At 70.2% G+C, this 23858-nt stretch carries 24 protein-coding genes; 15 read left to right on the top strand and 9 right to left on the bottom strand.

Annotation, left to right across the window (positions count from 1 at the left end):
- Positions 1-49: 49 nt before the first annotated feature.
- From AB0M51_RS33385 to AB0M51_RS33375, 3 genes are read left to right on the top strand one after another with little or no spacing between them, the layout of a single operon-like run.
- On the top strand, positions 50-403 hold the full coding sequence (locus tag AB0M51_RS33385) for a GntR family transcriptional regulator (protein ID WP_344192179.1): 354 nt from the start codon (positions 50-52) through the stop codon (positions 401-403).
- On the top strand, positions 403-1299 hold the full coding sequence (locus tag AB0M51_RS33380) for an ABC transporter ATP-binding protein (RefSeq protein ID WP_344192181.1): 897 nt from the start codon (positions 403-405) through the stop codon (positions 1297-1299). The genes AB0M51_RS33385 and AB0M51_RS33380 overlap by 1 nt, the downstream gene beginning before the upstream one ends.
- Positions 1296-2048: a hypothetical protein gene (locus tag AB0M51_RS33375; RefSeq protein WP_344192183.1), complete on the top strand. Its 753-nt coding sequence runs from the start codon at positions 1296-1298 to the stop codon at positions 2046-2048. The genes AB0M51_RS33380 and AB0M51_RS33375 overlap by 4 nt, the downstream gene beginning before the upstream one ends.
- A gap of 326 nt (positions 2049-2374) precedes the next feature.
- Here the strand turns inward: AB0M51_RS33375 and AB0M51_RS33370 are convergent, their stop codons facing one another.
- The 4 genes from AB0M51_RS33370 to AB0M51_RS33355 are packed head-to-tail and all read right to left on the bottom strand — an operon-like array spanning position 2375 to position 7674.
- A complete protein-coding gene (locus AB0M51_RS33370; protein WP_344192185.1) occupies positions 2375-5029 on the bottom strand; it encodes a glycogen debranching protein in 2655 nt (884 codons plus the stop codon).
- Between the two features lie 39 nt (positions 5030-5068).
- Positions 5069-6067, bottom strand: a complete 999-nt coding sequence (locus AB0M51_RS33365) for a LacI family DNA-binding transcriptional regulator (RefSeq protein ID WP_344192187.1) — start codon at positions 6065-6067, stop codon at positions 5069-5071.
- A gap of 25 nt (positions 6068-6092) precedes the next feature.
- Entirely contained in the window at positions 6093-6914 is an 822-nt protein-coding gene (locus AB0M51_RS33360) for an LLM class flavin-dependent oxidoreductase (RefSeq protein WP_344192189.1), read from the bottom strand.
- 19 nt (positions 6915-6933) lie between these two features.
- Positions 6934-7674 carry an SDR family oxidoreductase gene (locus AB0M51_RS33355; RefSeq protein ID WP_344192191.1) on the bottom strand — a complete coding sequence of 247 codons (741 nt, stop codon included), beginning with the start codon at positions 7672-7674 and terminating at the stop codon, positions 6934-6936.
- Between the two features lie 144 nt (positions 7675-7818).
- Here AB0M51_RS33355 and AB0M51_RS33350 point away from each other — a divergent pair, with 144 nt between their 5' ends.
- The 3 genes from AB0M51_RS33350 to AB0M51_RS33340 are packed head-to-tail and all read left to right on the top strand — an operon-like array spanning position 7819 to position 10380.
- Positions 7819-9291 carry an AlkA N-terminal domain-containing protein gene (locus tag AB0M51_RS33350; RefSeq protein ID WP_344192193.1) on the top strand — a complete coding sequence of 491 codons (1473 nt, stop codon included), beginning with the start codon at positions 7819-7821 and terminating at the stop codon, positions 9289-9291.
- A 1-nt stretch (position 9292) separates the two neighbouring features.
- Positions 9293-9847 (top strand): GNAT family N-acetyltransferase, encoded by a 555-nt coding sequence (locus tag AB0M51_RS33345; protein ID WP_344192195.1) that lies wholly within the window; start codon positions 9293-9295, stop codon positions 9845-9847.
- Positions 9844-10380 carry a methylated-DNA--[protein]-cysteine S-methyltransferase gene (locus tag AB0M51_RS33340; protein WP_344192197.1) on the top strand — a complete coding sequence of 179 codons (537 nt, stop codon included), beginning with the start codon at positions 9844-9846 and terminating at the stop codon, positions 10378-10380. The genes AB0M51_RS33345 and AB0M51_RS33340 overlap by 4 nt, the downstream gene beginning before the upstream one ends.
- Here the strand turns inward: AB0M51_RS33340 and AB0M51_RS33335 are convergent.
- Both AB0M51_RS33335 and AB0M51_RS33330 read right to left on the bottom strand, forming a co-directional pair.
- A complete protein-coding gene (locus tag AB0M51_RS33335; RefSeq protein ID WP_344192199.1) occupies positions 10318-11535 on the bottom strand; it encodes a cation:proton antiporter in 1218 nt (405 codons plus the stop codon). The genes AB0M51_RS33340 and AB0M51_RS33335 overlap by 63 nt on opposite strands.
- Before the next feature lie 2 nt (positions 11536-11537).
- Positions 11538-12023, bottom strand: a complete 486-nt coding sequence (locus AB0M51_RS33330) for a TrkA C-terminal domain-containing protein (protein ID WP_344192201.1) — start codon at positions 12021-12023, stop codon at positions 11538-11540.
- Between the two features lie 133 nt (positions 12024-12156).
- On the opposite strand from AB0M51_RS33330, the gene AB0M51_RS33325 reads away from it, so the two are divergent.
- From AB0M51_RS33325 to AB0M51_RS33315, 3 genes are all read left to right on the top strand, one after another.
- Entirely contained in the window at positions 12157-12699 is a 543-nt protein-coding gene (locus tag AB0M51_RS33325) for a PadR family transcriptional regulator (RefSeq protein WP_344192203.1), read from the top strand.
- Entirely contained in the window at positions 12696-14705 is a 2010-nt protein-coding gene (locus AB0M51_RS33320) for an NADPH-dependent 2,4-dienoyl-CoA reductase (protein WP_344192205.1), read from the top strand. The genes AB0M51_RS33325 and AB0M51_RS33320 overlap by 4 nt, the downstream gene beginning before the upstream one ends.
- A gap of 110 nt (positions 14706-14815) precedes the next feature.
- On the top strand, positions 14816-16048 hold the full coding sequence (locus tag AB0M51_RS33315) for an FAD-dependent monooxygenase (RefSeq protein WP_344192207.1): 1233 nt from the start codon (positions 14816-14818) through the stop codon (positions 16046-16048).
- Here the strand turns inward: AB0M51_RS33315 and AB0M51_RS33310 are convergent.
- Together AB0M51_RS33310 and AB0M51_RS33305 are read right to left on the bottom strand one after the other, a co-directional pair.
- Positions 15998-16588 (bottom strand): TIGR03086 family metal-binding protein, encoded by a 591-nt coding sequence (locus AB0M51_RS33310; RefSeq protein ID WP_344192209.1) that lies wholly within the window; start codon positions 16586-16588, stop codon positions 15998-16000. The genes AB0M51_RS33315 and AB0M51_RS33310 overlap by 51 nt on opposite strands.
- A 67-nt stretch (positions 16589-16655) precedes the next feature.
- Positions 16656-17243 (bottom strand): HhH-GPD-type base excision DNA repair protein, encoded by a 588-nt coding sequence (locus tag AB0M51_RS33305; protein WP_344192213.1) that lies wholly within the window; start codon positions 17241-17243, stop codon positions 16656-16658.
- Between the two features lie 30 nt (positions 17244-17273).
- On the opposite strand from AB0M51_RS33305, the gene AB0M51_RS33300 reads away from it, so the two are divergent.
- A complete protein-coding gene (locus AB0M51_RS33300) occupies positions 17274-18167 on the top strand; it encodes a GntR family transcriptional regulator (protein ID WP_344192215.1) in 894 nt (297 codons plus the stop codon).
- A 3-nt stretch (positions 18168-18170) separates the two neighbouring features.
- Positions 18171-19070 carry a hypothetical protein gene (locus AB0M51_RS33295; protein WP_344192217.1) on the top strand — a complete coding sequence of 300 codons (900 nt, stop codon included), beginning with the start codon at positions 18171-18173 and terminating at the stop codon, positions 19068-19070.
- A gap of 15 nt (positions 19071-19085) precedes the next feature.
- Here AB0M51_RS33295 and AB0M51_RS33290 read toward each other — a convergent pair whose 3' ends face one another.
- Complete coding sequence (locus tag AB0M51_RS33290; RefSeq protein WP_344192219.1) at positions 19086-20033, bottom strand: NAD-dependent epimerase/dehydratase family protein; 948 nt, start codon at positions 20031-20033, stop codon at positions 19086-19088.
- 146 nt (positions 20034-20179) lie between these two features.
- Between AB0M51_RS33290 and AB0M51_RS33285 the strand changes: the two genes are divergently transcribed.
- The 4 genes from AB0M51_RS33285 (at position 20180) to AB0M51_RS33270 (ending at position 23820) form a co-directional block, all read left to right on the top strand.
- A complete protein-coding gene (locus tag AB0M51_RS33285) occupies positions 20180-21685 on the top strand; it encodes an LCP family protein (protein ID WP_344192221.1) in 1506 nt (501 codons plus the stop codon).
- An 82-nt stretch (positions 21686-21767) separates the two neighbouring features.
- A complete protein-coding gene (locus AB0M51_RS33280) occupies positions 21768-22145 on the top strand; it encodes a YciI family protein (RefSeq protein ID WP_344192223.1) in 378 nt (125 codons plus the stop codon).
- A gap of 35 nt (positions 22146-22180) precedes the next feature.
- Entirely contained in the window at positions 22181-22990 is an 810-nt protein-coding gene (locus AB0M51_RS33275) for an alpha/beta hydrolase (protein ID WP_344192225.1), read from the top strand.
- A 203-nt stretch (positions 22991-23193) separates the two neighbouring features.
- Complete coding sequence (locus AB0M51_RS33270) at positions 23194-23820, top strand: superoxide dismutase (RefSeq protein ID WP_344192229.1); 627 nt, start codon at positions 23194-23196, stop codon at positions 23818-23820.
- Positions 23821-23858 lie beyond the last annotated feature (38 nt).

Below are 23858 nucleotides of genomic sequence, written 5' to 3'. Positions count from 1 at the left end.
CCGGTGCTACGGTCCATCACTCAACCGACGAACCGAGGGGGTGGGGGTTGTGTTCGACGACCGGCGTCCGATCTATCTGCAGATTGCCGAGCAGATCAAGAACGACATCGTCAGCGGTGCGCTGGCCGAGGACGAGCAGGTGATGTCGACCAACCAGTACGCCGCCTTCTACCGGATCAACCCGGCGACCGCGGCCAAGGGGTTCGCGCAGCTGGTCGACGACGGGATTCTCTACAAGAAGCGCGGGATCGGGATGTTCGTCGCACCGAACGCCCGCGACCTGCTGCGGACCGGCCGGCGGGACTCGTTCTTCGCGGACGTCGTCGACCCGATGATCCGGGAGGCGAAGGCGATCGGGATCCCGTTGAACGAGATCGTCCAGCGCATCGGGGGTGCGAGCTGATGACCACCGCGCTGACCGTGCGCACAGAGGAGTTGTCGGTCCGGTTCGCCGGGGTGCCCGCACTGGACCGGCTCGACCTACGACTCGCCCCCGGCAAGATCCACGGGCTCCTCGGCCGGAACGGCTCCGGCAAGAGCACGCTGGCGGCGACGCTCGCCGGGTTCCGCCGGCCGGACGTCGGCCGGGTGCTGATCGAGGGCGGTGACCTCGGCGCGGCGCAGGAGCCGTACGAGAACGCGGTCGTCACCAGCCGGACGTGCCTGATCCGCGAGTCCGGCGACGTACCGGACGCCGTACCGGTGAAGCACGCGGTCCGGCTGGCCGCCGCACTCCGCCCGTACTGGGACGCGGACCTGGCCGCCGAGCTGATGGATCGCTTCGAGATCCCGCAGGACAAGAAGATCCAGAAGCTCTCCCGCGGTCAGAAGTCCGCGCTCGGCGTCGTCCTCGGTCTCGCCAGCCGCGCCCCGCTGACCATTTTCGACGAGAGCTACCTGGGGATGGACGTCCCGTCCCGGAACCTGTTCTACGACATGCTGCTCGCCGACTACGCCGAGGTGCCGCGCACGATCGTGCTCTCGACGCACCTGGTCGGCGAGGTCAGCACGATGCTCGAGGAGGTCGTGATCCTCGACAAGGGCCGGCTCGTCACGCAGTCGCCGGTGGACGCGCTCCGCGGCCGCGGAGCGTCGATCGTGGGGCCGGTCGCGACGGTCGACGAGTTCACTGCCCGGTTCACGGTGCTCGCGGAGGAGCGGCTGGGTGGCACGAAGTCCGCCACGGTCCTCGGCGATCTCGACCCGGCGCTCCTCACCCAGGCGGCCGCGGCCGGCCTGGAAGTCGGCCCGGTCGGCCTGCAAGATCTGTTCGTTCATCTCACGGGAGCCCAGTCATGAGTACTGCGGTGCTGCCGCGCGAGGCCACCCACGGGCACCGGTTGCGGCAGTCGGTGCTGTCGATGGTGATCGGGCTGCGGCCGATGCTGACCGTGTACTGGGCCGTGATGGTGTTCGCGCTGTTCTTCGTCGGATTGCTCATCCAGCTGGTGTCCGGTGGGGTCACCGCGAGTGCCTGGGACTACGGGACCCAGTCCCCGAAGTACTTCTCGATGGCGCTCGGCATCACGATCACCCCGGCGTACTTCGCGCTGCTGGTCTCCCAGGGCATCACCCGGCGGATGTTTTCGGTTGCCGCAGGCATCTACCTCACCGGTGCCGCGGTCGCGACGTCGGTGCTCTGGGTGCTGGTCTACCAGGTGGAACGCGGCCTGTACGCGTGGCAGGGCTGGCCGGACAAACTGACCAACGCGCACCTGTTCGGCAGCCCGTCACAGGCGGGGCTGATCTTCGCGGAGTACTTCCTGATGATCCTGTCCCACGAGGTGACCGGCTGGCTGCTCGGGATCACGTTCGTGCGGTTCGGGCTCTGGCGGGGGGTGCTGCTGCTCCCGCTGGCGCTGCTACCGGCCGCGGCGGCCGAGTTGCTGCTGGTGGCGCAGTGGCTCGCGGCCATCCTGAACAACGTCGGCTACCACCGCCCGCCGCTCGCCGTCGCCGTACCGTCGGTGCTCGTCGTCAGCGCTCTCGGCCTGTACGCCGGGTACCGCCTGCTGCAGCCGATGGCGGTCAAACCTCCTAAGGGCTAAGACACGTTATGCACAGGGGGTGTGCATAACTCGGGTCGTTCCTGTGGATGGTGACGCGATCACTGTGGACGACCGAATCTGTCCTCAGGAAAGGCTTGTGCCGACCTCGCCGACGGGCGTAGAACTGTCGATACGTTGCCTCGGATCGGGGTAACGGGTCGAACGGAAACCGAGGGCCCTCGCGGTGGGGATCCCCACCGAGGTAGACCGGTGACGGGGTCTGCCGGCCTCCACGGACCCGGTTCGGGAAGCTGGAGACGTCACTTTCCTTCAGCTGTGCGGGCCCCTCCGACTCATACGCGGAGGGGCCCCACCTTTGTCCGGAGCTACTGCAGTGTGATCACCAGGGTCGTGTGCGCATCGCGTGCCGGCACGTGGACCTCCGTTCCACGACTGGTGGTGACGAGCTGGTACGCCGCCGCGTGCCCGTTCACCGTCACGCCGCGGACCTTCGCCCCGGCCGGCAGCACCGCGCCCGCCGTCAGCGCCGCCCCGACACCGTGAGCGGTCACGTCGGTCGTCAACGCCTTGCCGGCAAGGCTCGCGGACACGTCCACGGACCCGTTGCCGACCCGGATGTTGCGACCGGCAACCTTCGGCTGACCCTGCGGGAGCTGCGGCACGACAGAGATTCGCCGGTGGCCCAGATCCGGGTCGACGCCGAGCTGCTGATGGATCACCGGCCAGAGGATGCCGTACGTACCCCAGGCCTGCAGCGCCATCGAGCGGTCGTAGAACGCGCGGCCGATGTTGGCGGGGGAGTCCGGCGACGGCGCGATCTCCGGCATCGCCCCCGGGGTCTCCCAGACCGTCGGGTCGAGCTGGATCCGTGCGTTGCCGGTGGTGTACACCTGCTGCTGCTTCGTACCCAGGCGGCCGAAATTGCCCTCGGCGACCGCCATGATCGAGGTGTTCAGGCCGAAGATGCTGCGCTCGCTCGGCACCTGCGACACCACGCCGTCACACGACGGGCCCGGGTTCCCCTTCGGGTCCGAGGTCGGACCGGTGCCGGTGTGGAACAGCCCGAACTCGCCGGTGTAGCAGGGCTTCTCGCGCTGGTCGAGCGCGACGTTCGCGTGCTCCGTCGACGCGAGCGGCGAGGTCCCGTCCGGGCGGGTCAGCTCCACCTCCATCGGGGTCACGCCGATCCAGTGCCGCTGGAAGATCGGGGTGTTGTCGTTCGCCGGGTCGGCCGGGTCGTCGATCGAATCGGCGTACCCCATCGCCTGCGGCACCCACCACTGCGCCTCGAAGCGGGACTCCAGGTCGGTCGCCCGCGCGGTCGCCCACTGCGCGGTCCTGGTGTCGTGCTTGGAGGCGGCGAGGTCGGCCAGGTCACGCAGCCCGCGGTCGAGGTACACGGTGCTGTCCAGCTTCTCCACGCCCATGCCGGCCCGTTCGACGTTGGCCAGGCCCTCGGGCCAGCCGTCGCCGTCCTTGTCGAGGTTCTTGTAGACGTACCGCAGGTTCCGGACGGAGAAGTCGTACATCTCGTCGCGGAACTTGTCGTCGCCGGTCCACCGCCACAGCAGCGCGACCGTACTCGGGAACTTCACCGTCTCGTCGGTGTTGCCGGCGCTCTGGTTCGAGCCGAAGTACACGTCGCCGGTCGGCGTCACCTCGTGCGCGACCTTGCCGCTGCGGTTGTTCAGGATGTCGCTGACGTCGCGGAGCGCGCGCAGGTGTTCCTTGACGGTGCCGAACTGCCCCGCCGCGACGGCCGCGAACGCGGTGTACTCGCCGTCGGTCGCGAACAGCCACGGATAGTCGGGGAAGCCGGCACCGAACCAGCGGGCGGTCGGCACCGTACCGAGCGAGGCCGGGTAGTCCTTGCCCTCGTTGACGTCGCGGATCTGCAGGTTGTTCGCCTGCTGCACCGAGTCCGCCAGGTTCTGCTTGCTCCACTCGACGCTCTGCTGCAGGAGCCGGTCACCAGGAAGGTCCACTGCGGACTGCGCGTCGATCTGTGCCCGCGCCGCTGTCTTTGCCCGCAGCAACAGGTCCGGGTTACTCAGCGCCTTGCGGTACTCGCCCTCGGCGACCTTGCTGCCCTGGTCCGATCCGGCCACCGCGAACCAGATCGTCTTCTGCTCGCCGGCCTTCAGCGGTACGTCGTACGTGAGCCCGCCGCCGGTTCCCTTGCCGGTGAGCGAGTCGTCGCAGCGCGCGGGCGTCGTACCGTCCTTTGGGCAGATCACCGCCGGGCTCTGCGGACCGCGGTGGTCCGGGCCGAGCGTGTGGTCCGCCGGACGCAGGGACGATCCGACGAACGCGGCGAAGTCGTGCGGCTTCGCGTTCGGGTACGACGGGGTGCCCTGCTCGCGGAACCGGAGCGCACCGTCGACGAAGTCACCGGTGTCCGGCAGATTGGCGTCGATCGCGGTCGGGGCCGTCCAGTCCCACGGGTACGGCTGCATCAGCTCGGAGTGCGCGTCGACGTCCAGCTTGACCGTCTTCGCCGTACTCGAGCTCAGTGTCAGGCCGACCAGGGTGGCACGGACGCCGTCGGGGACGAAGTCGGTACGGCGGACGTTCACGGAGCCGGAGTAGTCGATCCGGCTGTAGCCGTGGCCGCTGGTGTACTTCGCGGCCGGGACCTGTTTGCCGAGCCAGTTCCCGTCGAGGCCGAACCAGATGCCGTCCAGCAGCTTGATCGGCTGCGTCCAGAAGCCGCCCATCTCGCCGCGGACATGCCAGCCGGCGGCGGGATAGAGGCCGGACTCGTCGCCCATCGCGTAGGCGCGATCGCCGACCACGAGCGACCGCCGATCCGCGAGGCGAGTGCTCTCGGAGAGCTCGGACGGTGCGCTTGCCGTTGCCGTCCTGCCGGTGGTTGTCGTCGGGCCGGCGAGTGCGGAGGCTGAGCCGGCCAGCACGGTCGCGGTGGCCAGCAGCGTGACGCCGACGGCGCGGCCGACCGGCCTTCGCCGGAGCGGGGGCGTGCTACCTCGGCTACTTCGGTTGGTGGGATCGGGAGTCATGGCGGTTCCTCCTTCTCGCGGCGCCGGGGGAGCGCCGGGTCAGCCAGGGGCGGAGCTGCCCCTGATCACCAGTTCGGGCAGCAGCAGCCGTTCGGCCGGCTGCTGGTCGCCGGTGAGGATCGTGATCAGCTCCTCGGCGATCCGGTCCATCGGTTGCCGGAGGCTGGTCAGGCCGGGCGAGACGACCTCGGCGAGCGGTGAGTCGTCGTACCCGACGACCCCGACGTCGACGCCGGGGGTGAGTCCGCGGGCGGTCAGTTCGCGGAGCGCGCCGAGCGCGAGAACGTCGCTCAGGGCAACGATCCCGTCGAACGCGCGGCCGGAGTCGAGCAGTCGCGCGGTGCCGCGGGCACCTTCCTCGATGCTGTCCACGCGGCACCGGACGGCCAGGCCGGTGGTCGGTACGCCGAGATCCCTGCAGGCACCGCGCCAGCCCGCCAGCCGGTCCTCGGCGAGCCCGGACGACTTCGGCCAGCCCAGGAAGGCGATCCGGCGGCGACCGGTGTCGTGCAGGTGCCGGACCGCGATCGCGGAACCGGTCGCACCGTCGACGTCGACCCAGGGTCCGGGTTGGGTGGACTGCTTCCACACCCGGCCGAAACTCACGAACGGGATGCCCTGCTGCTTCAGCCAGCCGTGCCGCGGGTCGTGCGTCTCGGTCTGCGACAGCACGAACCCGTCCACCATCCGGCGGGCGTGCAGATCGTCGTACGTCGGCATGCCGTCGACGCCGGGCGGTGCGGTGAACAGCAGGATGTGCCGGCCGGTGTGTTCGGCGGCGGCGCAGAGGGCGTGCAGGAACTGGTCCATCACCAGGTGCGTCTGGTTCGGCCAGTTCGGCACGCAGTACCCGATCAGCTCGACCGCGCTGGTGCGCAGGCTGCGGGCGTTACGATTGGGGCGGTAGTTGAGCAGCTCGATCGAGCGGTTCACCCGCTCGAGCGTGTCGGCGCGGAGCCGGTGCGGCGCGTTGAGAGCGTTCGATACCGTCTGAACGGAAACCTCGGCGTGCGCGGCCACCTGCTTCAACGTAGCCAAGGCGACCTCCCGCAGGTTTGAACGTTCAAATCACCCGCAGTCTCTCGCCGGTCCGCCCTGCTGTCAACGGTTCAGATCTCCGGGGGTCCTTGCCGCACCATCGCCAGTGTGTCCTCAGCCGGGCCTGGCGCGATCCATCGTCCCCACCAGTCCCCCCCGCCGCCGCGAACGCAGCGGGATCTCCGCCACTCACCTTCACCTCGACCGCCCCGCCGGCCAGCAGCTCCCGCACATCGTCCGGCGTGATCTCCTGCGGTGCGTCCGTACTCCCTTTGTACGCACACGATCCGCCCCACCGCCGGATCCGCCGCCGTACCGCGGGAACCAGCATGTTCCCGCCGACCCAGACCGGCACCCGCGGACGCTGCACCGGCCGCGCCGTGAGCTGCGCGTCGTCGAGCGTGTAGTGCTTCCCGTGGAACGTCACCGGCTGCCCGCTCCACAACCGGTCGATGATCTCGAGCCCTTCGTCGAGCATCTCCGCCAGCACCCGCGGCTGCTGCCGCTCCAGGAACGGATCCCCGGGGTCGCCACTCCCGACCCCGAGGATCATCCGCCCGCCGGACAGCTGATCAAGCGCCACCACCTCGGCGGCGACTTTCCACGGATGCCTGCGCGGCAACGGCGTCACCGTCGTACCGAGCGTGATCCGCTCGGTCGTCATCGCCATCGCCGCCAGGCAGATCCACGGGTCGTACGTCGGCAGGCTCGCGTCCCCCTGGTAGACGAGGTAGTCCTCCAGGAACAACCCGTCCCACCCGGCCCCCTCCACCACCCGCGCCAACTCCGCCAGCCCCCGCGGATCCCGCCCCGGCCCCGCCGCCCCAACCGTCACCGAGAACTTCACCCCGCCAACGCTAGCGTGCTCAGGCGGTGTGGCCGCCGGCGATGGTTAGTTCGGTGCCGGTGATGTAGGCGGCCTGAGGGCCGGCCAGGTAGGTGATGGCGGCGGCTACCTCGGCCGGGGCGGCGAAGCGGGGGAGGGACAGGTCGGCGAGTTGGGGGTCGGCGAACGGGCCGTTGGCCGGGTTCATGTCGGTGTCGGTGGGGCCGGGCTGGACTACGTTGGAGGTGATGTTGCGGGAGCCGAGTTCGCGGGCGAGGGCTTTGCTGAGGCCGGTGAGGGCGGACTTGCTCATCGCGTAGAGGGTCATCCCGGGGGACGTGACTCGCTCGGCGGCGCAGCTGCCGAGGTGGATCAGGCGTCCGCCGTCGGACAGCAGCGGTACGGCGGCCTGCGTGGTCGCGTACACGCCGCGCACGTTGACGGCCAGCACCCGGTCGAGGTCCGCCGGCGAGATATCGCCGATCGGCGCGATCGCCCCGACGCCTGCGTTGTTGACGAGAATGTCCAACCCACCAAGGGCTTCCGCGGCCCGCCGTACGCCGTCTCCGGCCGCCACCGCGTCACCCGCGTCGACCGCGAACGCGTACCCGCGCCGCCCCAGCCCCTCGATCTCCTTCACCACCGTCGCCGCCGCGTCCGCGGACGTGCTGTACGTGATCGCGACCTCGGCCCCACGCTCCGCCAGCGCGACGGCGGTGGCCGCGCCGATCCCGCGGCTGCCGCCGGTCACCAGTGCCTTCTTGCCCAGTAGTTCGTTCATGTTTCAATCTCACCGGCGCGCGGTCCGTGAAGCTGGCGAGAATCCGCCACCGGATCCTGCCGTCGCAAACCCGCGAATCGACCGGTCACCTCCATGTCGTAAATCCGCTAGTGATTGTCGGTGGCGGCAGGGATGCTGGAGGGCGTGTACGAGTGCAGGGAGCGATGCGTCCGCGCGGTGCAGTCCAAGGACGCGCGGTTCGACGGGTGGTTCTTCACGGCGGTGCTGACCACGAAGATCTACTGCCGGCCGAGTTGCCCGGTGGTGCCGCCGAAGGTCGAGAACATGCGGTTCTACCCGAGCGCTGCCGCCGCCCAGCAGGCCGGGTTCCGCGCCTGCAAGCGATGCCGGCCGGACGCCAGCCCGGGATCCCCGGAGTGGAACGACCGCGCCGACCTGGTCGCCCGGGCGATGCGGCTGATCGCGGACGGCGTCGTCGACCGTGACGGCGTACCGGGGTTGGCCACCCGGCTCGGGTACAGCGTGCGGCAGGTGCAGCGGCAACTGCTCGCCGAGCTCGGCGCCGGGCCGCTCGCGCTCGCCCGCGCGCAGCGTGCGCAGACCGCCCGGCTGCTGATCGAGACGAGCGAGCTGCAGATGGCGGACGTCGCCTTCGCCGCCGGGTTCTCGAGCGTACGGACGTTCAACGAGACCGTGCAGGAGGTCTTCGCGCTCGCGCCGACGGAGCTCCGCCGCCGCGCCCGCCGGGGTGCGGCGTCCGTCGCGCCGGGCACGATCTCGCTGCGGCTCCCGTTCCGCGCGCCGTTGACGCCCGACAACCTGTTCGGCCACCTGATCGCGACCGGCGTACCAGGGGTGGAGGAGTGGCGCGACGGCCACTACCGCCGTACTCTCCGGCTTCCGCACGGTCACGGCGTCGTCGCGCTCAAGCCGATGCCGGACCACATCGCGTGCCAGCTGTCGCTCACCGACCAGCGGGACCTGGCGATCGCGATCAGCCGTTGCCGCCGGATGCTCGACCTGGACGCGGACCCGGTCGCCGTCGACGACCTGCTCGGCGCCGATCCTGTGCTCGCGCCGCTGATCGCGAAGGCCCCGGGGAGACGCGTTCCCCACACCGTCGACGGTGAGGAGTTCGCCGTCCGCGCGGTCCTCGGGCAGCAGGTGTCCACGGCTGCCGCCCGTACGCACGCGCACCGCCTGGTCCTGCAGCACGGTGAGCCGATCGAGGATCCCTCCGGTGGGCTCACGCACCTGTTTCCGACGATGCAGGCGCTGGCCGGGCTGGATGCGGAGACGCTCGCGTTCCCGAAGACCCGGCGTACGACGCTCACCACGCTGATCGGGACCCTCGCGAACGGCGACATCGACCTGGGCGCGGGCGCCGACTGGGACCGGGCCCGCGAGCAACTGGCGGCGCTCCCCGGGATCGGGCCGTGGACGGTCGAGTCGATCGCGATGCGAGCCCTCGGTGACCCGGACGCCTTCGTGGCCAGCGATCTCGGTATCCGTTACGCCGCGCGGGACTTAGGCTTGCCCGAGGCCCCTAAACCCCTGACCGACCACGCCCGCGCGTGGCGGCCCTGGCGTGCGTACGCGGTGCAGTACCTCTGGGCCACCGGTGACCATGCGATCAACAAGATCCCCGTGGAGTGACATGACCGAGCTGACCACCGACCGCCTGCTGCTGCGGAACTGGCGGGACTCCGACCGTGATCCGTACGCCGCACTGAATGCCGATCCCGCCGTGATGGAACACTTCCCGGCGCCGCAGACGCGCGAGCAGAGCGACGATCTGATCGACCGGAACCGCCCGCTGATCGACGAGCGCGGCTGGGGACTGTGGGCGGTCGAGGTGCGGGAGACCGGCGAGTTCATCGGGTTCACCGGACTCTCGGTGCCGAGGTTCGACGCACACTTCATGCCGGCGGTCGAGATCGGCTGGCGACTCGCTCAAGGGGCTTGGGGCAACGGTTATGCGAGCGAGGCAGCCCGGGCGGCGCTGGCGTACGGGTTCGGGCCGGGCGGGCTGGACGAGGTCGTGTCGTTCACCGCGACCACGAACGTGCCGTCGCAGCGGGTGATGCAGCGGATCGGCATGGTGCACGACGAGGCCGGCGACTTCGACCACCCGCGGATCGAGGACGGGCACCGGCTGAAGCGGCACGTGTTCTACCGGATCGACCGCGGCCGGTGGGAGTCCATCCGGTGACGTACGCCGTCGTTGACAGCCCGCTCGGTCCGCTCACGCTGGTGGGGACGGATGCGGGCGAGCTGACCGGGCTTTACATGGACCGGCAGCGGTACCGGCCCGACGAGAGCGGGTTCGGGGAGCGGGACGATGCGGTGCTGCCCGTGGTGGCGGAGCAGTTGGACGAGTACTTCCACCACGGGCGGACGACGTTCGACGTACCGCTGCACCTCAACGGGACGGCGTTCCAGCGGCGGATCTGGGCGGCGTTGCAGGACATCCCGTACGGCGAGACCACGACGTACGGCGGACTGGCGGCGGCGCTCGGACTGAAGCCGCAGTCGGCCCGGGCGGTCGGGCTCGCGAACGGGAAGAACCCGATCAGCATCATCGTTCCGTGCCACCGCCTGGTCGGCTCGACCGGCAGCCTGACCGGGTACGGCGGCGGCATCGACCGCAAGCGCGCACTGCTCGACCACGAAGCGGGCGGGTCAGGTTGGGGTGTTGGCGGGGTCGTCCAGGCGCTCCGCGGCAGGGGCTTCCACAGGGGGTGACTGTTTCCGGGTGAGGCGGCGGGCAAGCGGCTCGGTGTAGCGGGCGGCGAGCGGGCCGAGGATGACCAGGATGAGGACGTACGCCGTCGCGAGTGCGCCGAGCTTGGGTTCGACGCCGACGGCCAGGCCGGCGATGACGATCGAGAACTCGCCGCGGGCGACGAGCGTTCCGCCGGCCCGCCAGCGACCGGCGGCCGAGATCCCCGCGCGCCGGGCGGCGAACCAGCCGGTGGCGACCTTCGTGAGCGTGGTCAGCACGGCCAGGCCGAACGCGACCGCCAGCACCGGCGGGATCTTCCGCGGATCCGTGCTCAACCCGAAGAACACGAAGAACACCGCGGCGAACAGGTCCCGCAACGGACTCAGCAAGTTCCGCGCACCGTGCGCGACCTCACCCGACAACGCGATCCCGACCAGGAACGCCCCGACCGCCGCCGACACCTGCAGTTGCTGCGCGATTCCGGCGACCAGCAGCGTCAGCCCGAGTACGACGAGCAGCAGCATCTCCGGGTTGTCCGACGACACCGCCCGGCTGATCACCCGCCCGTACCGCAGCGCGATGAACAGTACGACGCTCACCGTCCCCAGCGAGATCAGCAACGTCATACTCCCGCCGGCCAGCCCCACGCCCGCGAGCACCGCGGTCAGAATCGGCAGGTAGACCGCCATCGACAGGTCCTCGAGGACGAGAATGCCCAGCACCACAGGCGTTTCGCGATTACCCAGCCGGCCGAGGTCGCCGACCACCTTCGCGATCACCCCGGACGACGAGATCCACGTGACACCGGCCAGCGCGACCGCCGCCACCGGACCCCAGCCGAGCAGCAGCGCCACGGCCGCACCGGGCAACGCGTTGAGCAGGAAGTCGACCGCGCCCGAGACGTACTGCGTCTTCAACGTGCCGACGAGATCCGACGCCGTGTACTCGAGCCCGAGCAGCAACAGCAGCAGGATCACGCCGATCTCGGCGCCGGTGGCAACGAACTCCTCGCTCGCGGCCAGCGGCAGGAGCCCGCCGTGCCCGAACGCCAGTCCGGCCAGCAGGTACAGCGGAATCGGGGAGAATCCGAGCCGTCCGGCGATCCGCCCGAGCACGCCCAGGGCAAGGATGACCGCGCCGAGCTCGATCAGGAGCGCGGTGATGTTCTCGTGCATGCTCAGCCCCCCGCGATCAGATCGGCCACCGCGTCGACGCCCTCGCGGGTGCCGACCACGACCAGCGTGTCCCCGGTCGCGAACCGGAAGTCCGGCGTCGGCGAGGGCGTCGCCCCGGTCCGCCGCAGGACGGCCACGATCGACGCACCGGTACGGCTGCGGGCCTGGGTGTCGCCGAGTGTCCGCCCGGAGTACGGCGACATCGCGGTCACCGGGATGTGCTCGGTGACGAGGTCGATCTCCATCTCACCGCGGACCGGGTCGATCCGCTGCGGGACCAGCAGTTGCGCGAGTGCGGCCGCTTCGCCCCGGCCTAAGGGGACCGACGCCTGGCACTCGTCGTCGTCCTCCGGTTTGTGGAACCCGAGGAACCGGCGGCCGTCGTTGTGCGCCACCACCGAGACGTGCTTCCCGGACCGGGTGACCAGGTCGTACCGGATGCCGATGCCGGGCAGCGTCGTCTTCGTCGGGTGGGCCTGGGCGTCCATGGGGATACTCCGAATCCATCGGTCGTCAATATAAGGCGTCTGCAATCAATTCTCTCAAACCGGATCAAGCGCATGATGTGACCTGGGATGCAGTCAGGTGCAGTGCAACGAGTTGCATAGGTAAGGTCTGTTCATGGCGCTGGAGCACGCGATCCTGGTCTCGCTGACCGAGCGAGCCGGTTCCGGGTACGAGCTGGCCCGCCGGTTCGACCGCTCGATCGGGTACTTCTGGCCGGCCACCCACCAGCAGATCTACCGGGTGCTGCGGCGGATGGACGAGGCCGGCTGGGTGCGGCACACCGAGATCGCGCAGGACGGCCGCCCGGACAAGAAGGTGTACCGGATCGCCGCCGCCGGGAAGGCCGAGCTGACCCGGTGGCTGGCCGAGCCCGAAGACCCCGCCGTACTGCGGGACGGCCTGGGCGTGAAACTCCGCGGCGCCTCGGTGGGCTCCCCGGACGTCGTCCTGCGGGAGGTCCAGCGGCATCGGGCCGAGCACGCCACCCGGCTCGAGGTGTACCGCGGCATCCAGAAACGCGACTTCCCGAAACCGTCCACCCTGCACGGCCGCGAACTCCACCAGTACCTCGTACTCCGCGGCGGTATCCGCGCCGAGGAGTCCTTCGTCGCCTGGTGCGACGAGGTGATCGACGCCCTCCGGAAGGACAACCGATGACCGCGTACCCGCATATGCTCGAACCGCTCGATCTCGGTCACGTCGTGCTGCCGAACCGGGTGATCATGGGCTCGATGCACACCGGCCTCGAGGACCGCTTGAGCGATCTGCCCAAGCTGACCGCGTACTTCGCCGAACGCGCCCGGGGCGGTGCCGGGCTGATGGTGACCGGCGGCTACGCGCCCAACTGGCAGGGCTGGCTGACGCCGTTCGGCTCCAAACTCACGAGCCGTCGGCAGGCCCGCGCGCATCGTCAACTGACCGACGCCGTACATGCGGAGGGCGGCCGGATCGCTTTGCAGATCCTGCACGCCGGCCGGTACTCGTACCACCCGTTCAGCGTCTCCGCCTCCGCGCTCAAGGCCCCGATCAACCCGTTCAAGCCCCGCGCATTGTCCGACGGCGGCGTCCTGCAGCAGATCAAGGCGTACGTCGACTGCGCGGCGCTCGCCCGCGAGGCCGGGTACGACGGGGTCGAGGTCATGGGCTCCGAGGGGTACTTCATCAACCAGTTCCTGTCCGAGCGGACGAACAAGCGGACCGACCGCTGGGGCGGCATCCCGGAGAACCGGCGGCGGATCGCGGTCGAGATCGTCCGGCGGACCCGGGAGCGGGTCGGCGAGGACTTCCTGATCATCTACCGGTTGTCGATGGCCGACCTGGTCGAGGGCGGTCAGAGCTGGGACGACGTGGTGGCGCTGGGCAAGGAGATCGAGGCGGCCGGGGCGTCGATCATCAACACCGGGATCGGCTGGCACGAGTCGCGGGTGCCGACCATCGTCACGTCCGTACCGCGGGCGGCGTTCACGTCCGTGACCGCGGCGTTCAAGCCGCACGTGAACATCCCGGTCGTCACCTCGAACCGGATCAACCTGCCGCAGGTCGCCGAGGAGGTGCTGGCGCGCGGTGACGCGGACCTGGTCAGCATGGCCCGCCCGTTCCTGGCCGATCCGGAATGGGTGCTGAAGGCAACCACCGACCGGGCGGACGAGATCAACGTCTGCATCGCCTGTAACCAGGCGTGTCTGGACCATGTGTTCGCGAAGAAGAAGGCGAGCTGCATGGTCAACCCGCGGGCGGTCCGCGAGACGGAGCTGCGACTGCTGCCGACCCGCCGTACGAAGAACGTCGCGGTCGTCGGGGCCGGTCCGGCCGGGCTCGCCGCCGCGGTGACGGCGGCCGAGCGCGGGCATCACGTCGAGTTGTTCGAGGCGACGGACGAGATCGGCGGGCAGTTCGGGATCGCGCAACGGATCCCGGGCAAGGAGGAGTTCGCCGAGACGATCCGGTACTACCGGCGGCGCCTCGACCTTACCGGCGTGAAGCTGCACCTCGGCCGCCGGGCGGGTGCCGACGACCTGACCGGATTCGACGAGATCGTGCTCGCGACCGGCGTCGTACCGCGGGTGCCGGCGATCCCCGGGATCGACCATCCGACGGTGCTCTCGTACGTCGACGTGGTGCGCGATCGCAAGCCGGTGGGGGCAACGGTCGCGGTGGTCGGGGCCGGTGGGATCGGGGTGGACGTCAGCGAGTTCCTCACGACCGCGGGGTCTCCGGATCTCGATGCGTGGAAGGCGGAGTGGGGGGTCGGCGATCCGACGCGGCTGCCGGGAGCGCTCGCCGTACCGCGACCGGAGCCGTCGCCGCGGAAGGTGTACCTGCTGCAGCGCAAGGCCGGGAAGATCGGCGCCGGGCTCGGGAAGACGACCGGATGGGTGCACCGCGCGGCGCTGAAGAGCAAGCAGGTCGAGCAGCTCCGGGGTGTGAACTACGAGCGCATCGACGACGAGGGCCTGCACATCACCTTCGGCCCGAAGCACGAGAAGCCGCAGGTCCTCGCGGTCGACAACGTGGTGATCTGCGCCGGCCAGGAACCCCTCCGCGAGCTGGCCGACGCACTCCCCGGCCACTCGGTTCACCTGATCGGTGGGGCGGATGTGGCGGCCGAGCTGGACGCCAAGCGAGCCATCGAGCAGGCCACCCGGCTGGCGCTCACGCTCTGAGGGCGGTACGCCTAGTGCACTCACCCCGGGTGCACTAGTGCGCGCTGGTACTCCGCCTTTGATCTAGTGCACCGTGTACGGCGTACGCGCACTAGTTGAAGGGTGGAGAGATGAAGACTGTGCTGATTTCCGGTGCTGGGATCGCGGGTCCGGCGTTGGGGTACTGGTTGCGGCGGTTCGGGTTCGCGCCGACGATCGTCGAGATCGCGCCGGGGCCGCGGCCGGGTGGGCAGACCGTGGACTTGCGTGGGGTGTCCCGCGTGGTGGCCGAGCGGATGGGGTTGATGCCGGGAGTGGCCGAGCGGCAGGTGCACGAGCGAGGTCTCGCTTATGTGAAGGCCGACGGGCGGACGTCCGCGACCATGCACCTGGAGGCGTTCGACGGTGCGGGACCGGTCGCCGAGATCGAGATCCTCCGCGGCGACCTGGCCGAGCTCCTGGCCGCGGCCGCCGGCGACGTGGAGTTCCGGTACGGCGACTCGATCGCCGCGCTGGAGCAGGACGCCGACGGGGTCGAGGTCAGCTTCGCGAGTGGGGGCCGGCAGCGGTTCGACCTGGTGATCGGCGCGGACGGCGTGCACTCCCGGGTCCGGCGGCTCGCGTTCGGTCCGGAGGAGGAGTTCGTCCAGCACCTCGGCGGCTACACGTCGTACTTCACGATCGAGACGCCGGAGGACCTGGACGACTTCATGAAGATCTACACCGCGCCCGGCGGCCGCTGGGTCGCGCTGCGGCCGGACCGCGACCCGCGGTACGCGAAGGTCCTGCTGAGCTTCCGGTCGCCGATCCTGACCTACGACCGGCGCGACATCGAGGCCCAGAAGCGGATCGTCCGCGAACGGTTCGAGGGGCTCGGCTGGCACACCCCGCAGGTCCTGCGGGGGCTCGACGCGGCGGACGACTTCTACCTCGACACCACCAGCAAGGTCGTCGTACCGGAGTGGTCGCGCGGGCGGGTCGCGCTGGTCGGCGACGCCGGGTACTGCGGTTCACCGATGGCCGGCCACGGTACGGCGCTGTCGCTGGTCGGGGCGTACGTCCTGGCAGGGGAGCTGGCCGCGGCGGCGGGCGACCACGCCCGGGCGTTCCCGGCGTACCAGCGGCGGATGCAGGCGTACGTCGCGCAGCGGATGGAGCTGCCGCCGGGCGGGATCAAGATGGCGATGCCGATGTCCGCGTTCGGGATCGCGTACCGGGACTTCGTGCTCCGCGTGATGACGTCGAAGCCGATGTCCGGCGCGCTGAAGAAGATGGCAGGCGGTACGCCGGACGCCATCGACCTGCCGCACTACTCAGTCGAGCGGGGAGACCCACTCCGGGTTGCGGCCGAGGAGGCCGAGTAGCTGGTCGAGGTCGGGAGCCGTTCCGGAGACCTTGACGCTGCGCTCGAACGCGTAGCCGGAGCCGCGGTTCGCAGCGGTGTCGGGGATCCGGCGGGCCAGCGTGAGCGCGAGCTCGACCATGTCCGGCGGCGGGTTGTACGGGACGTCGATCGCGCGGGCCAGGTCCCAGGCGTGCACGATGCAGTCGAGCTGGTGGAAGGTCAGCGCGATCCGGCGCGGGAACGAGCCGAACTCGCGGACCTCCACCAGCCGGTCCAGCGCGCCGCCGTCGGCGAACGCGTCGGCGACCCGAACGTTCGAACGGCGGTACGCACCGGCGGGGTTGTCGGCGAGGCGGCCGCCGTTCCAGGTGTGGACGGAGGCGGAGCCGTTCAGCGCGGCGGCGGCGAGGCCCTCGTTCTGGCTGACCAGGTGCCGCAGCAGGCCACGCACGGTCCAGTCCGGGCACGGCGTGGGGAACCACAGTTGCTCGGGCCGCACCTGCATCACGACTTCCCCGAGCACCGCCCCGGCCCGACGATCCAGATCCCGGATGTCCATCCGCGCTCCTCCCGTTGCCTAAGCAACGATAAGTCAGCGTGATTGACTTCGCAGGGAATCGCGCGGATCAGGCCTTGGCGGCGGCCTTGGCGGCCTTCTTGAAGTTGCGGACCTGCTGCAGCGAGGTGGCGTCGGTGACGTCGGCGATCGAGCGCCGGGACCCGCGGTCGCCGTAGTTGCCGGCGGCCTCGCGCCAGCCCTTGGGAGCCACGCCGCGTTGCTTGCCGAGCAGGGCCAGGAAGATCTTGGCCTTCTGCTCTCCGAACCCGGGGAGTGCCTTCAGCCGCTTCAGCACCTCGGCGCCGTCCGGCTTCGGGCGGCCGGACAGCCAGATGTTGGCGACCTCCCCGTCGTACTTCTCGATGATCTCCTGGGCGAGCGCGTGCACCCGGCGGGCCATCGAGCCGCCGTACCGGTGGATGGCCGGCGGGGTGACGCAGAGCTCGACGAACGTCTCCAGGTCGGTCGCGGCGATCTTGTGCAGGTCGAAGCCGTCCATCCGGTTCGCGATCTTCAGCGGGCCGGAGAAGGCGTGCTCCATCGGGTACTGCTGGTCGAGCAGCATCCCGACCAGCAGGGCGAACGGGTCGTCGTTCAGCAGCTTGTCGGCGTCCGGATTGCCCGTGAGTTGCAGTTCGCGCAGCATGGCGACCATCTTGACACGATCGAGCCAGAGAGGGACGGGATGAGCGAGTCGCCGTACCAGACGATCGCGGGCGCGCTACGTCGTCGGATCGAGGCGGGCGAGTTGCTGCCCGGCGACCGGGTACCGTCGACGCGGGCCTTGACCCGGGAGTTCGGCGTGGCGATGGCGACCGCGACGAAGGCACTGCAGGTGCTGCAGGCGGAGCGGCTCGTGCACGCGTCGCCCGGCGTCGGGACGGTGGTCGGCCCGCCGCCGCGGTCCCGGCGTACCGCGGCCGCCGTACCGGACGGGCTGGACCGGCACGAGATCGTCCGGATGGGGGTCGCGATCGCGGACGCCGACGGGCTGGCGGCGCTGTCGATGCGGCGGATCGCGGCCGAGCTCGGAGTGTCGACGATGGCGCTCTACCGGTACGTCGGCGGCAAGGACGCGCTCGTCGTGCAGATGGTGAACGAGGTGCTCGGGGAGTTCCCGCTCGGCGAGATCCCGGAGTACTGGCGGGACGCTGTCGCGATGGTGGCGCGCGTGCACTGGGCGGCGTACCGCAGGCATCTGTGGCTCGCGAGTGCGATCAGTCTGAGCCGGCCGCAGATGGTGCCGCGGTTGCTGCCGCACACGGACGCGGTGCTCGGTGCGCTGCGGGGATTCGAGAAGCATGCGGCGATGTCGACGATGATCAGCCTGTTCGCGTACGTCCGCGGGATCGCGCTGGTGATGGAGGCCGAGGCACAGGCCGAGCAGGACACCGGCGAGACGGCGGACGAGTGGGTGGTGCACCAGAGCGACCAGCTGGCGGCGATGATCGCGGCCGGGAATCTCGGGGCGTTCCGGGAGTTGCTGGCGGACGGGTTCGACTACGAGTACGACCTGGATCAGTTGTTCGAGTTCGGGCTCGCGGTGTTCCTGGATGGGCTCGCTGCCCGGCTACGCTGAGTGGTGACGACTTCTCCGGAGGTGCCGATGGAGCCTGTGTTCGCGCCGGATGTGCCGGCGGGCGTACGCCGGTTGTACGAGCACAGGCCGGAGTTGTTCGTGGCGGCCGACGCGCCGCGGCCCAAGCGTGAGACGTCCTGGTCGGCGGCGCCCGGGAACACGTTCGGCACCTTGCTGGTGTGGGTCGCGGTGTGCGTCGGCGGGTGGATCCTCGCGCTGATCGTCATGGCCGCGACGCTGCCGACCGCGGTGGCGGCGTGGGGCGCGGTCGCGCTGGCCGGGGTCGCCGTACTGGCCACCGGCGGGATCCTGGCGAAGTCGATGATCGAGGACCGCGCGCACAAGGCGGTCCGGAAGCAGTACCGGAAGTACCTGCTGCCGGAGGACTTCGACAGCGAGGCAGCGTGGTTGCTCGGGCGGGCCCAGCGCGCGGTGAAAACGGTGCTCGAGGCAACCGTCACGCGGCGCGGGTTGCTGGACGACGTGAAGAACGAACTGGTGCTGCCCGAGCAGCTGTGGGACATCGCGCAGGTGCTGCGGGAGCAGACGGTACTGCGGGCGCGGCAGCAGGACATCGCGCGCGGGGCGAAGACGGCCGAGCTGGACGCCGTGCTGGGGCCGCAACGCCGTGCGCTCGCACTGTCAGCCGAGGCGATCAAACGCAAGGTCGATCTCCTCGACCAGTACGCCGACCGAGTCCGCTCCGCCGACGCCGCGCTCCGCGCCGAGGCGGCGCTGGAGGACGGGGACCGTTACATAGAACTCCTCGCCCGCACGGAGGCCGCCGGCGACACTGCCGTCGTAGAAGGCTTCACCGACGAAGCTACGGCGTTGAAGGACACCCTCACCCGCTCCATCAACGCGGCCCGGGACGCCGGCCGGACGCTCGCGCTCCCGGAGTAGGCCGGCCCTGGGCGTCTAACGTCCTTCGAGGAGTTGCTGCTCCTGTTCGGGGGTGAGACCGATCGTCAGGGCGGGTTCGCCACGGCTCTTGTCCCAGCGCAGGACGTCTTCGACGGTCGTCCGGAGTGGGGTGACGGGCATGCCCGCGGCGCGGGACTTGGCGGGGTTCCGGCGGCGTTCGCCCCATTCGGATTCGGGGTCGATGAGCGGGAAGCGGGGCGGGACCGCGTCGCGGGGGACCGGGACGATGTCGACGGTGGTGCCGGACAGGTCGGCGGCGGTCCGGATGAGTTCGGCGAGGGTGGAGTCGGGGCCGACCGCGTTGTACGCCCCGGGGCGCGCGTCGGTGATCAGCTGGGTGATGAGGCGTGCCACGTCGCGGCTGTCGACCAACTGCAGCGGTGCCTCCGGCTTGGTGGGAAGCGCGACCCGCCCGCCGCGAGCACCCCGGCGGATCCAGTAGAGCGCCGTACCGGACGAGTCCCCGGGCCCCGTGACCCGGCCCGGCCGGATCAGCGTCGCCCGATCGCCGTACCGCTCCACGACGTCGTCCTCACACGCCACCTTGCACGGTCCGTACGTCTCGTTCGTCAGTACGTCGGCATCCCGCAGCGGCTCTCGCCGTGGCGCGGTCTCGTCCGTCCCGGCGGGCAGATCCCGCACGTACACCGCGTGACTCGACACGAACACGTACCGCCCGACCCGGTCCCCGAGCAGGTCCATCGCCTGGTCGACGTCGCGGGCCCGGAACCCGCTCAGGTCCACCACCGCGTCCCACTCGCCGGTCTTCAGCGCCGAGTAGTCGCCGCTCGCCCGATCCCCGACCAGTTGCGTGACTTCGGGCGGCAGCGGCGTACCGCTGACCCCCCGGCTGAACGACGCGACCTCCGCGCCCTGCTCGAGTGCGTCGTCCACGACCGCACGTCCGACAAAACCGTTCCCGCCCAGAATCAGAATCCGCACAACCGCCCAACCTAGCGCCGCACCCCCGCGACCGCGACCGGATTGATCGACAACCGAATGACCCTGTAACACGTCTGAACAGGTGAGGGAGCGGTCTGTACCGCACACTGGAGCTGAGGTGTGCGGAACCGGGGACAGGGGAGCCGATGGGGAGTGCGCGCGCGACGGCGAAGCGGCCGCGGTCGATGCCGAAGTTGCTGGGGTTCACCCTGCTGGGCGCACTGCTTCCAGGACTCGGACTGATCGTCGGCGGGCGCCGGAAGCTGGGCGCGTTCGTGCTCACGGTGTTCTTCGCGCTGGCCGGGGTCGCGGCGTACGTCGCCCTGACCCGGCGTGACGAGGTGATCGCGGCGGCCGTCGTACCGAGCCGGCTGCTGATCACGTCGGTGCTGATCGGCGCGCTCGCGTTCCTCTGGATCGTGGTGGTCGTCGGCTCGCACCGGTCGTTGCGTCCGGCAACGGGCGGTACCGGCGGGCGGGTGGCCGGCGCGCTGTTCGTCGGCGTGCTGTGCTTCGCGATCGCGGCACCGGCGGCGATCGGCGTACAGACCGTGCTCGCGCAGCGGACGCTGGTGCAGGACGTGTTCCAGTCGCAGGGCGAGAGCAAGAGCGCCACCCGGCCGACCACCGTCAACGTGAAGGACCCGTGGGAGGACCGGCCGCGGCTGAACCTGTTGCTGCTCGGCGGTGACGACGCGCCGAGCCGCGAGGGCGTGCGGACCGACACCGTGATCGTCGCGAGCATCGACACCAAGACCGGGAACACCTCGCTGATCTCGATGCCGCGGAACCTGACGTTCATGCCGTTCCCGGCGGACTCGCCGTTGCACAAGTTCTACCCGGACGGGTTCGGCAAGGAAGGGCTGAGCCTGGACGGGCGGCTGGAGTGGATGCTGACCGCGATGTACCAGAACATCCCGGACGCGCACCCCGGCATCCTCGGTCCGTCGGACAACGAGGGCGCCGACGTGGTGAAGCAGTCGGTCGGCGAGGCGACCGGGCTGAAGATCGACTACTACCTGCAGGTCAACCTGACGAGCTTCCCGGAGATCGTGGACGCCCTCGGCGGCATCACGGTGAACGTCAACGAGCGGGTCGCGATGGGCGGGGTCAGCAGCGCGGGCATCCCGCCGAAGGAGTGGATCGAGCCGGGTCCGCGGCAGCACCTGGACGGCCGGCACGCGCTGTGGTTCGCGCGCGGGCGGTACGGCGCCGACGACGACCAGCGGCAGGTCCGGCAGCGGTGCGTGATCAAGGCGATGGTGGACGCGGCGGATCCGCAGACGCTGGTCACGAAGTACAAGGCGATCGCGAAGGCCGGGCGGCATCTGCTCCGCACCGACATCCCGCAGGAGTTGCTGCCCGCGATGGTGCAGCTGGCGCTGAAGGTGAAGTCGGCAACGGTCGCGAACGTCACCCTCGACTCCGAGAAGCTCCGCCTCAAGTACCTCCACCCCGACTACCAGGCCCTCCGCGCCACGGTCCAGGCAGCCATCAGCACGGACCCGGCCCCCGCCACCACTCCGGTCACCCCGACCTCCCCGAAGGCCACCCGCAAACCCACCACCACAACCACCACCCCGCCCCCGGGCCCCACCCAGAACCTCGCCGACGCCTGCGCCTACAACCCGTCAGGCGACCAGCCGAACTAACTGTTGTGCGCCAGGGTGTCGATCCGGCGCCTGCCCGCTCGACGTGAGAGTAAGTGAGCGACCCACACGACGAGGAGCAGCGATGCGATTCATGATCATCAACAAGGCGGACGCGGACAGCGAGGCGGGCAAGTTGCCGCCGGCGGAGGTCGGGGAGGCGGTCGGGCAGGTCGTCGAGGACCTGTCGAAGGCCGGCGTACTGCTGTTCGCCGAGGGGGTGCACCGGAGTTCGCTCGGCGCCCGGGTGAAGGTCGAGGGCGGCCGGCGGACCGTGACCGACGGGCCGTTCGCGGAGACCAAGGAGCTGGTCGGCGGCATGATCGTGGTCGAGGTGCGCAACCGCGACGAGGCGATCGAGTGGGCGGCGCGACTGGCCGAGGCACTGCGGGACGAGGTCGAGGTACGCCGGGTCGTCGAGGAGGCCGACTTCGGCCCGGACTCGGACGTGTTCGCGGGCTGAGGTCCATTCCTGCCCCTCCCGTCCGTGGGAGGGGCATGAGCACATTCGAGGTATCCGACGCAGAGCTGTACTACGAAGTGCGCGGTAATGGCCCGTTGACGGTCCTGGTCGGCGCACCGATGGACGCGGACGCGTTCGCCCCACTGGCCGCGCTGCTGGCGACCGACCGTACCGTCCTGACCCTGGACCCGCGCGGCGTGAAGCGCAGCACGCTGACCCCGGGCGGTACGTCGCGCCCGGAGCAGCGCGCCGACGACCTCGCGCAGCTGATCCGGCACGTCGACGCGGGCCCGGCCGACGTACTGGGGTCGAGCGGCGGAGCCGTCAGCGCGCTGGCGCTGGCGCAGTACCACCCGGACGTGGTGCGAACGGTGATCGCGCACGAGCCGCCGCTCGACCGGCTGCTGCCGGACGCGGACCAGCTGCTCGCGCGGTCCGAGAGGCTGATGGCCGACTACCTGGCCGGGGACGTGGTCGGCGCCTGGAAGCAGTTCTTCCGGCTGGCCGGCATCTTCCTCCCCGACGAGGCGGCCGAGGCGATGTTCGGCGGCGAGCGGGACCCGGAGCAGGTGGCGGCCGAGCGGTTCTGGTTCGGGCACGAGATGCGCGAGACGATCACCTGGCTCCCGGACGTCGACCGGCTTCGTGAGGCGGACGTCGTGGTCGGCATCGGCGCGGACTCGACCGGCCAGCTCTGCGACCGTACGTCGACCGCGCTGGCCGGCCGGCTGGGCCTCGAACCGACCAGGTTCCCGGGCGGTCACACCGGGTTCGTGGATGCCCCGGAGGCGTTCGCGGCGGCGTTGTGTGCGGGGCTGGCTGCCCGAGGTGAGACTCGCTCGTAGGCTGCTGGGGAGAGTATGTGAAGCTGGAGGTGTCCGGTGGGTGCGCAGGCGTGTGGCGGCGGTCGTACCGGGCACCGGTCCGAGTGCCGCGTCGCCCGCGTGGCTACTTGACCTCAACCGTGGTTGAAGTTTCAAGCTGGTGTCGCTGAACCAGGACATCGGAGAGATATCGGCCCCCGCTGGGCCCCGACGAAGGAGCAGAGTTGACCACGTACACGCTTCCCGACCTCCCTTACGACTACGGTGCACTGGCGCCGAGCATCGCCGGCGAGATCATGGAGCTGCACCACGACAAGCACCACGCGACCTACGTGAAGGGTCTGAACGACACCCTCGACAAGCTGGCCGAGGCTCGCGACAAGGGTGACTTCGGCGCGATCGTCGGGCTGGAGAAGACGCTGGCCTTCAACCTCGGCGGGCACGTCAACCACTCCATCTTCTGGAAGAACCTGTCGCCGGACGGCGGCGACAAGCCGGACGGCGAGCTGGGCGCGGCGATCGACGAGTTCTTCGGCTCGTTCGACGCCTTCCAGGCGAACTTCACCGCGAGCGCGACCACCATCCAGGGCTCCGGCTGGGCGATCCTCGGCTGGGACGCGCTGGGCGGCAAGCTGCTCATCCACCAGCTGTACGACCAGCAGGGCAACCTGCCGGCCGGGCAGATCCCGATCGCCATGCTGGACATGTGGGAGCACGCGTTCTACCTGCAGTACAAGAACGTGAAGCCCGACTACGTCAAGGCATGGTGGAACGTCGTGAACTGGGCCGACGCGCAGGCCCGCTTCGACGCGGCCCGCTCCGGCGCGAGCGCGCTGATCACCGGCGCCTGAGACAACACGCGGTACGACGAAGGGCGCCTGGCTCCGGC

Origin of the sequence: Kribbella sp. NPDC051137 (genome assembly GCF_040682535.1) — a bacterium.
GTDB classification, from domain to species: domain Bacteria; phylum Actinomycetota; class Actinomycetes; order Propionibacteriales; family Kribbellaceae; genus Kribbella; species Kribbella karoonensis.
Note: the sequence above shows the minus strand (reverse complement) of the source record. Positions and strands in the feature narration are given on the sequence as shown.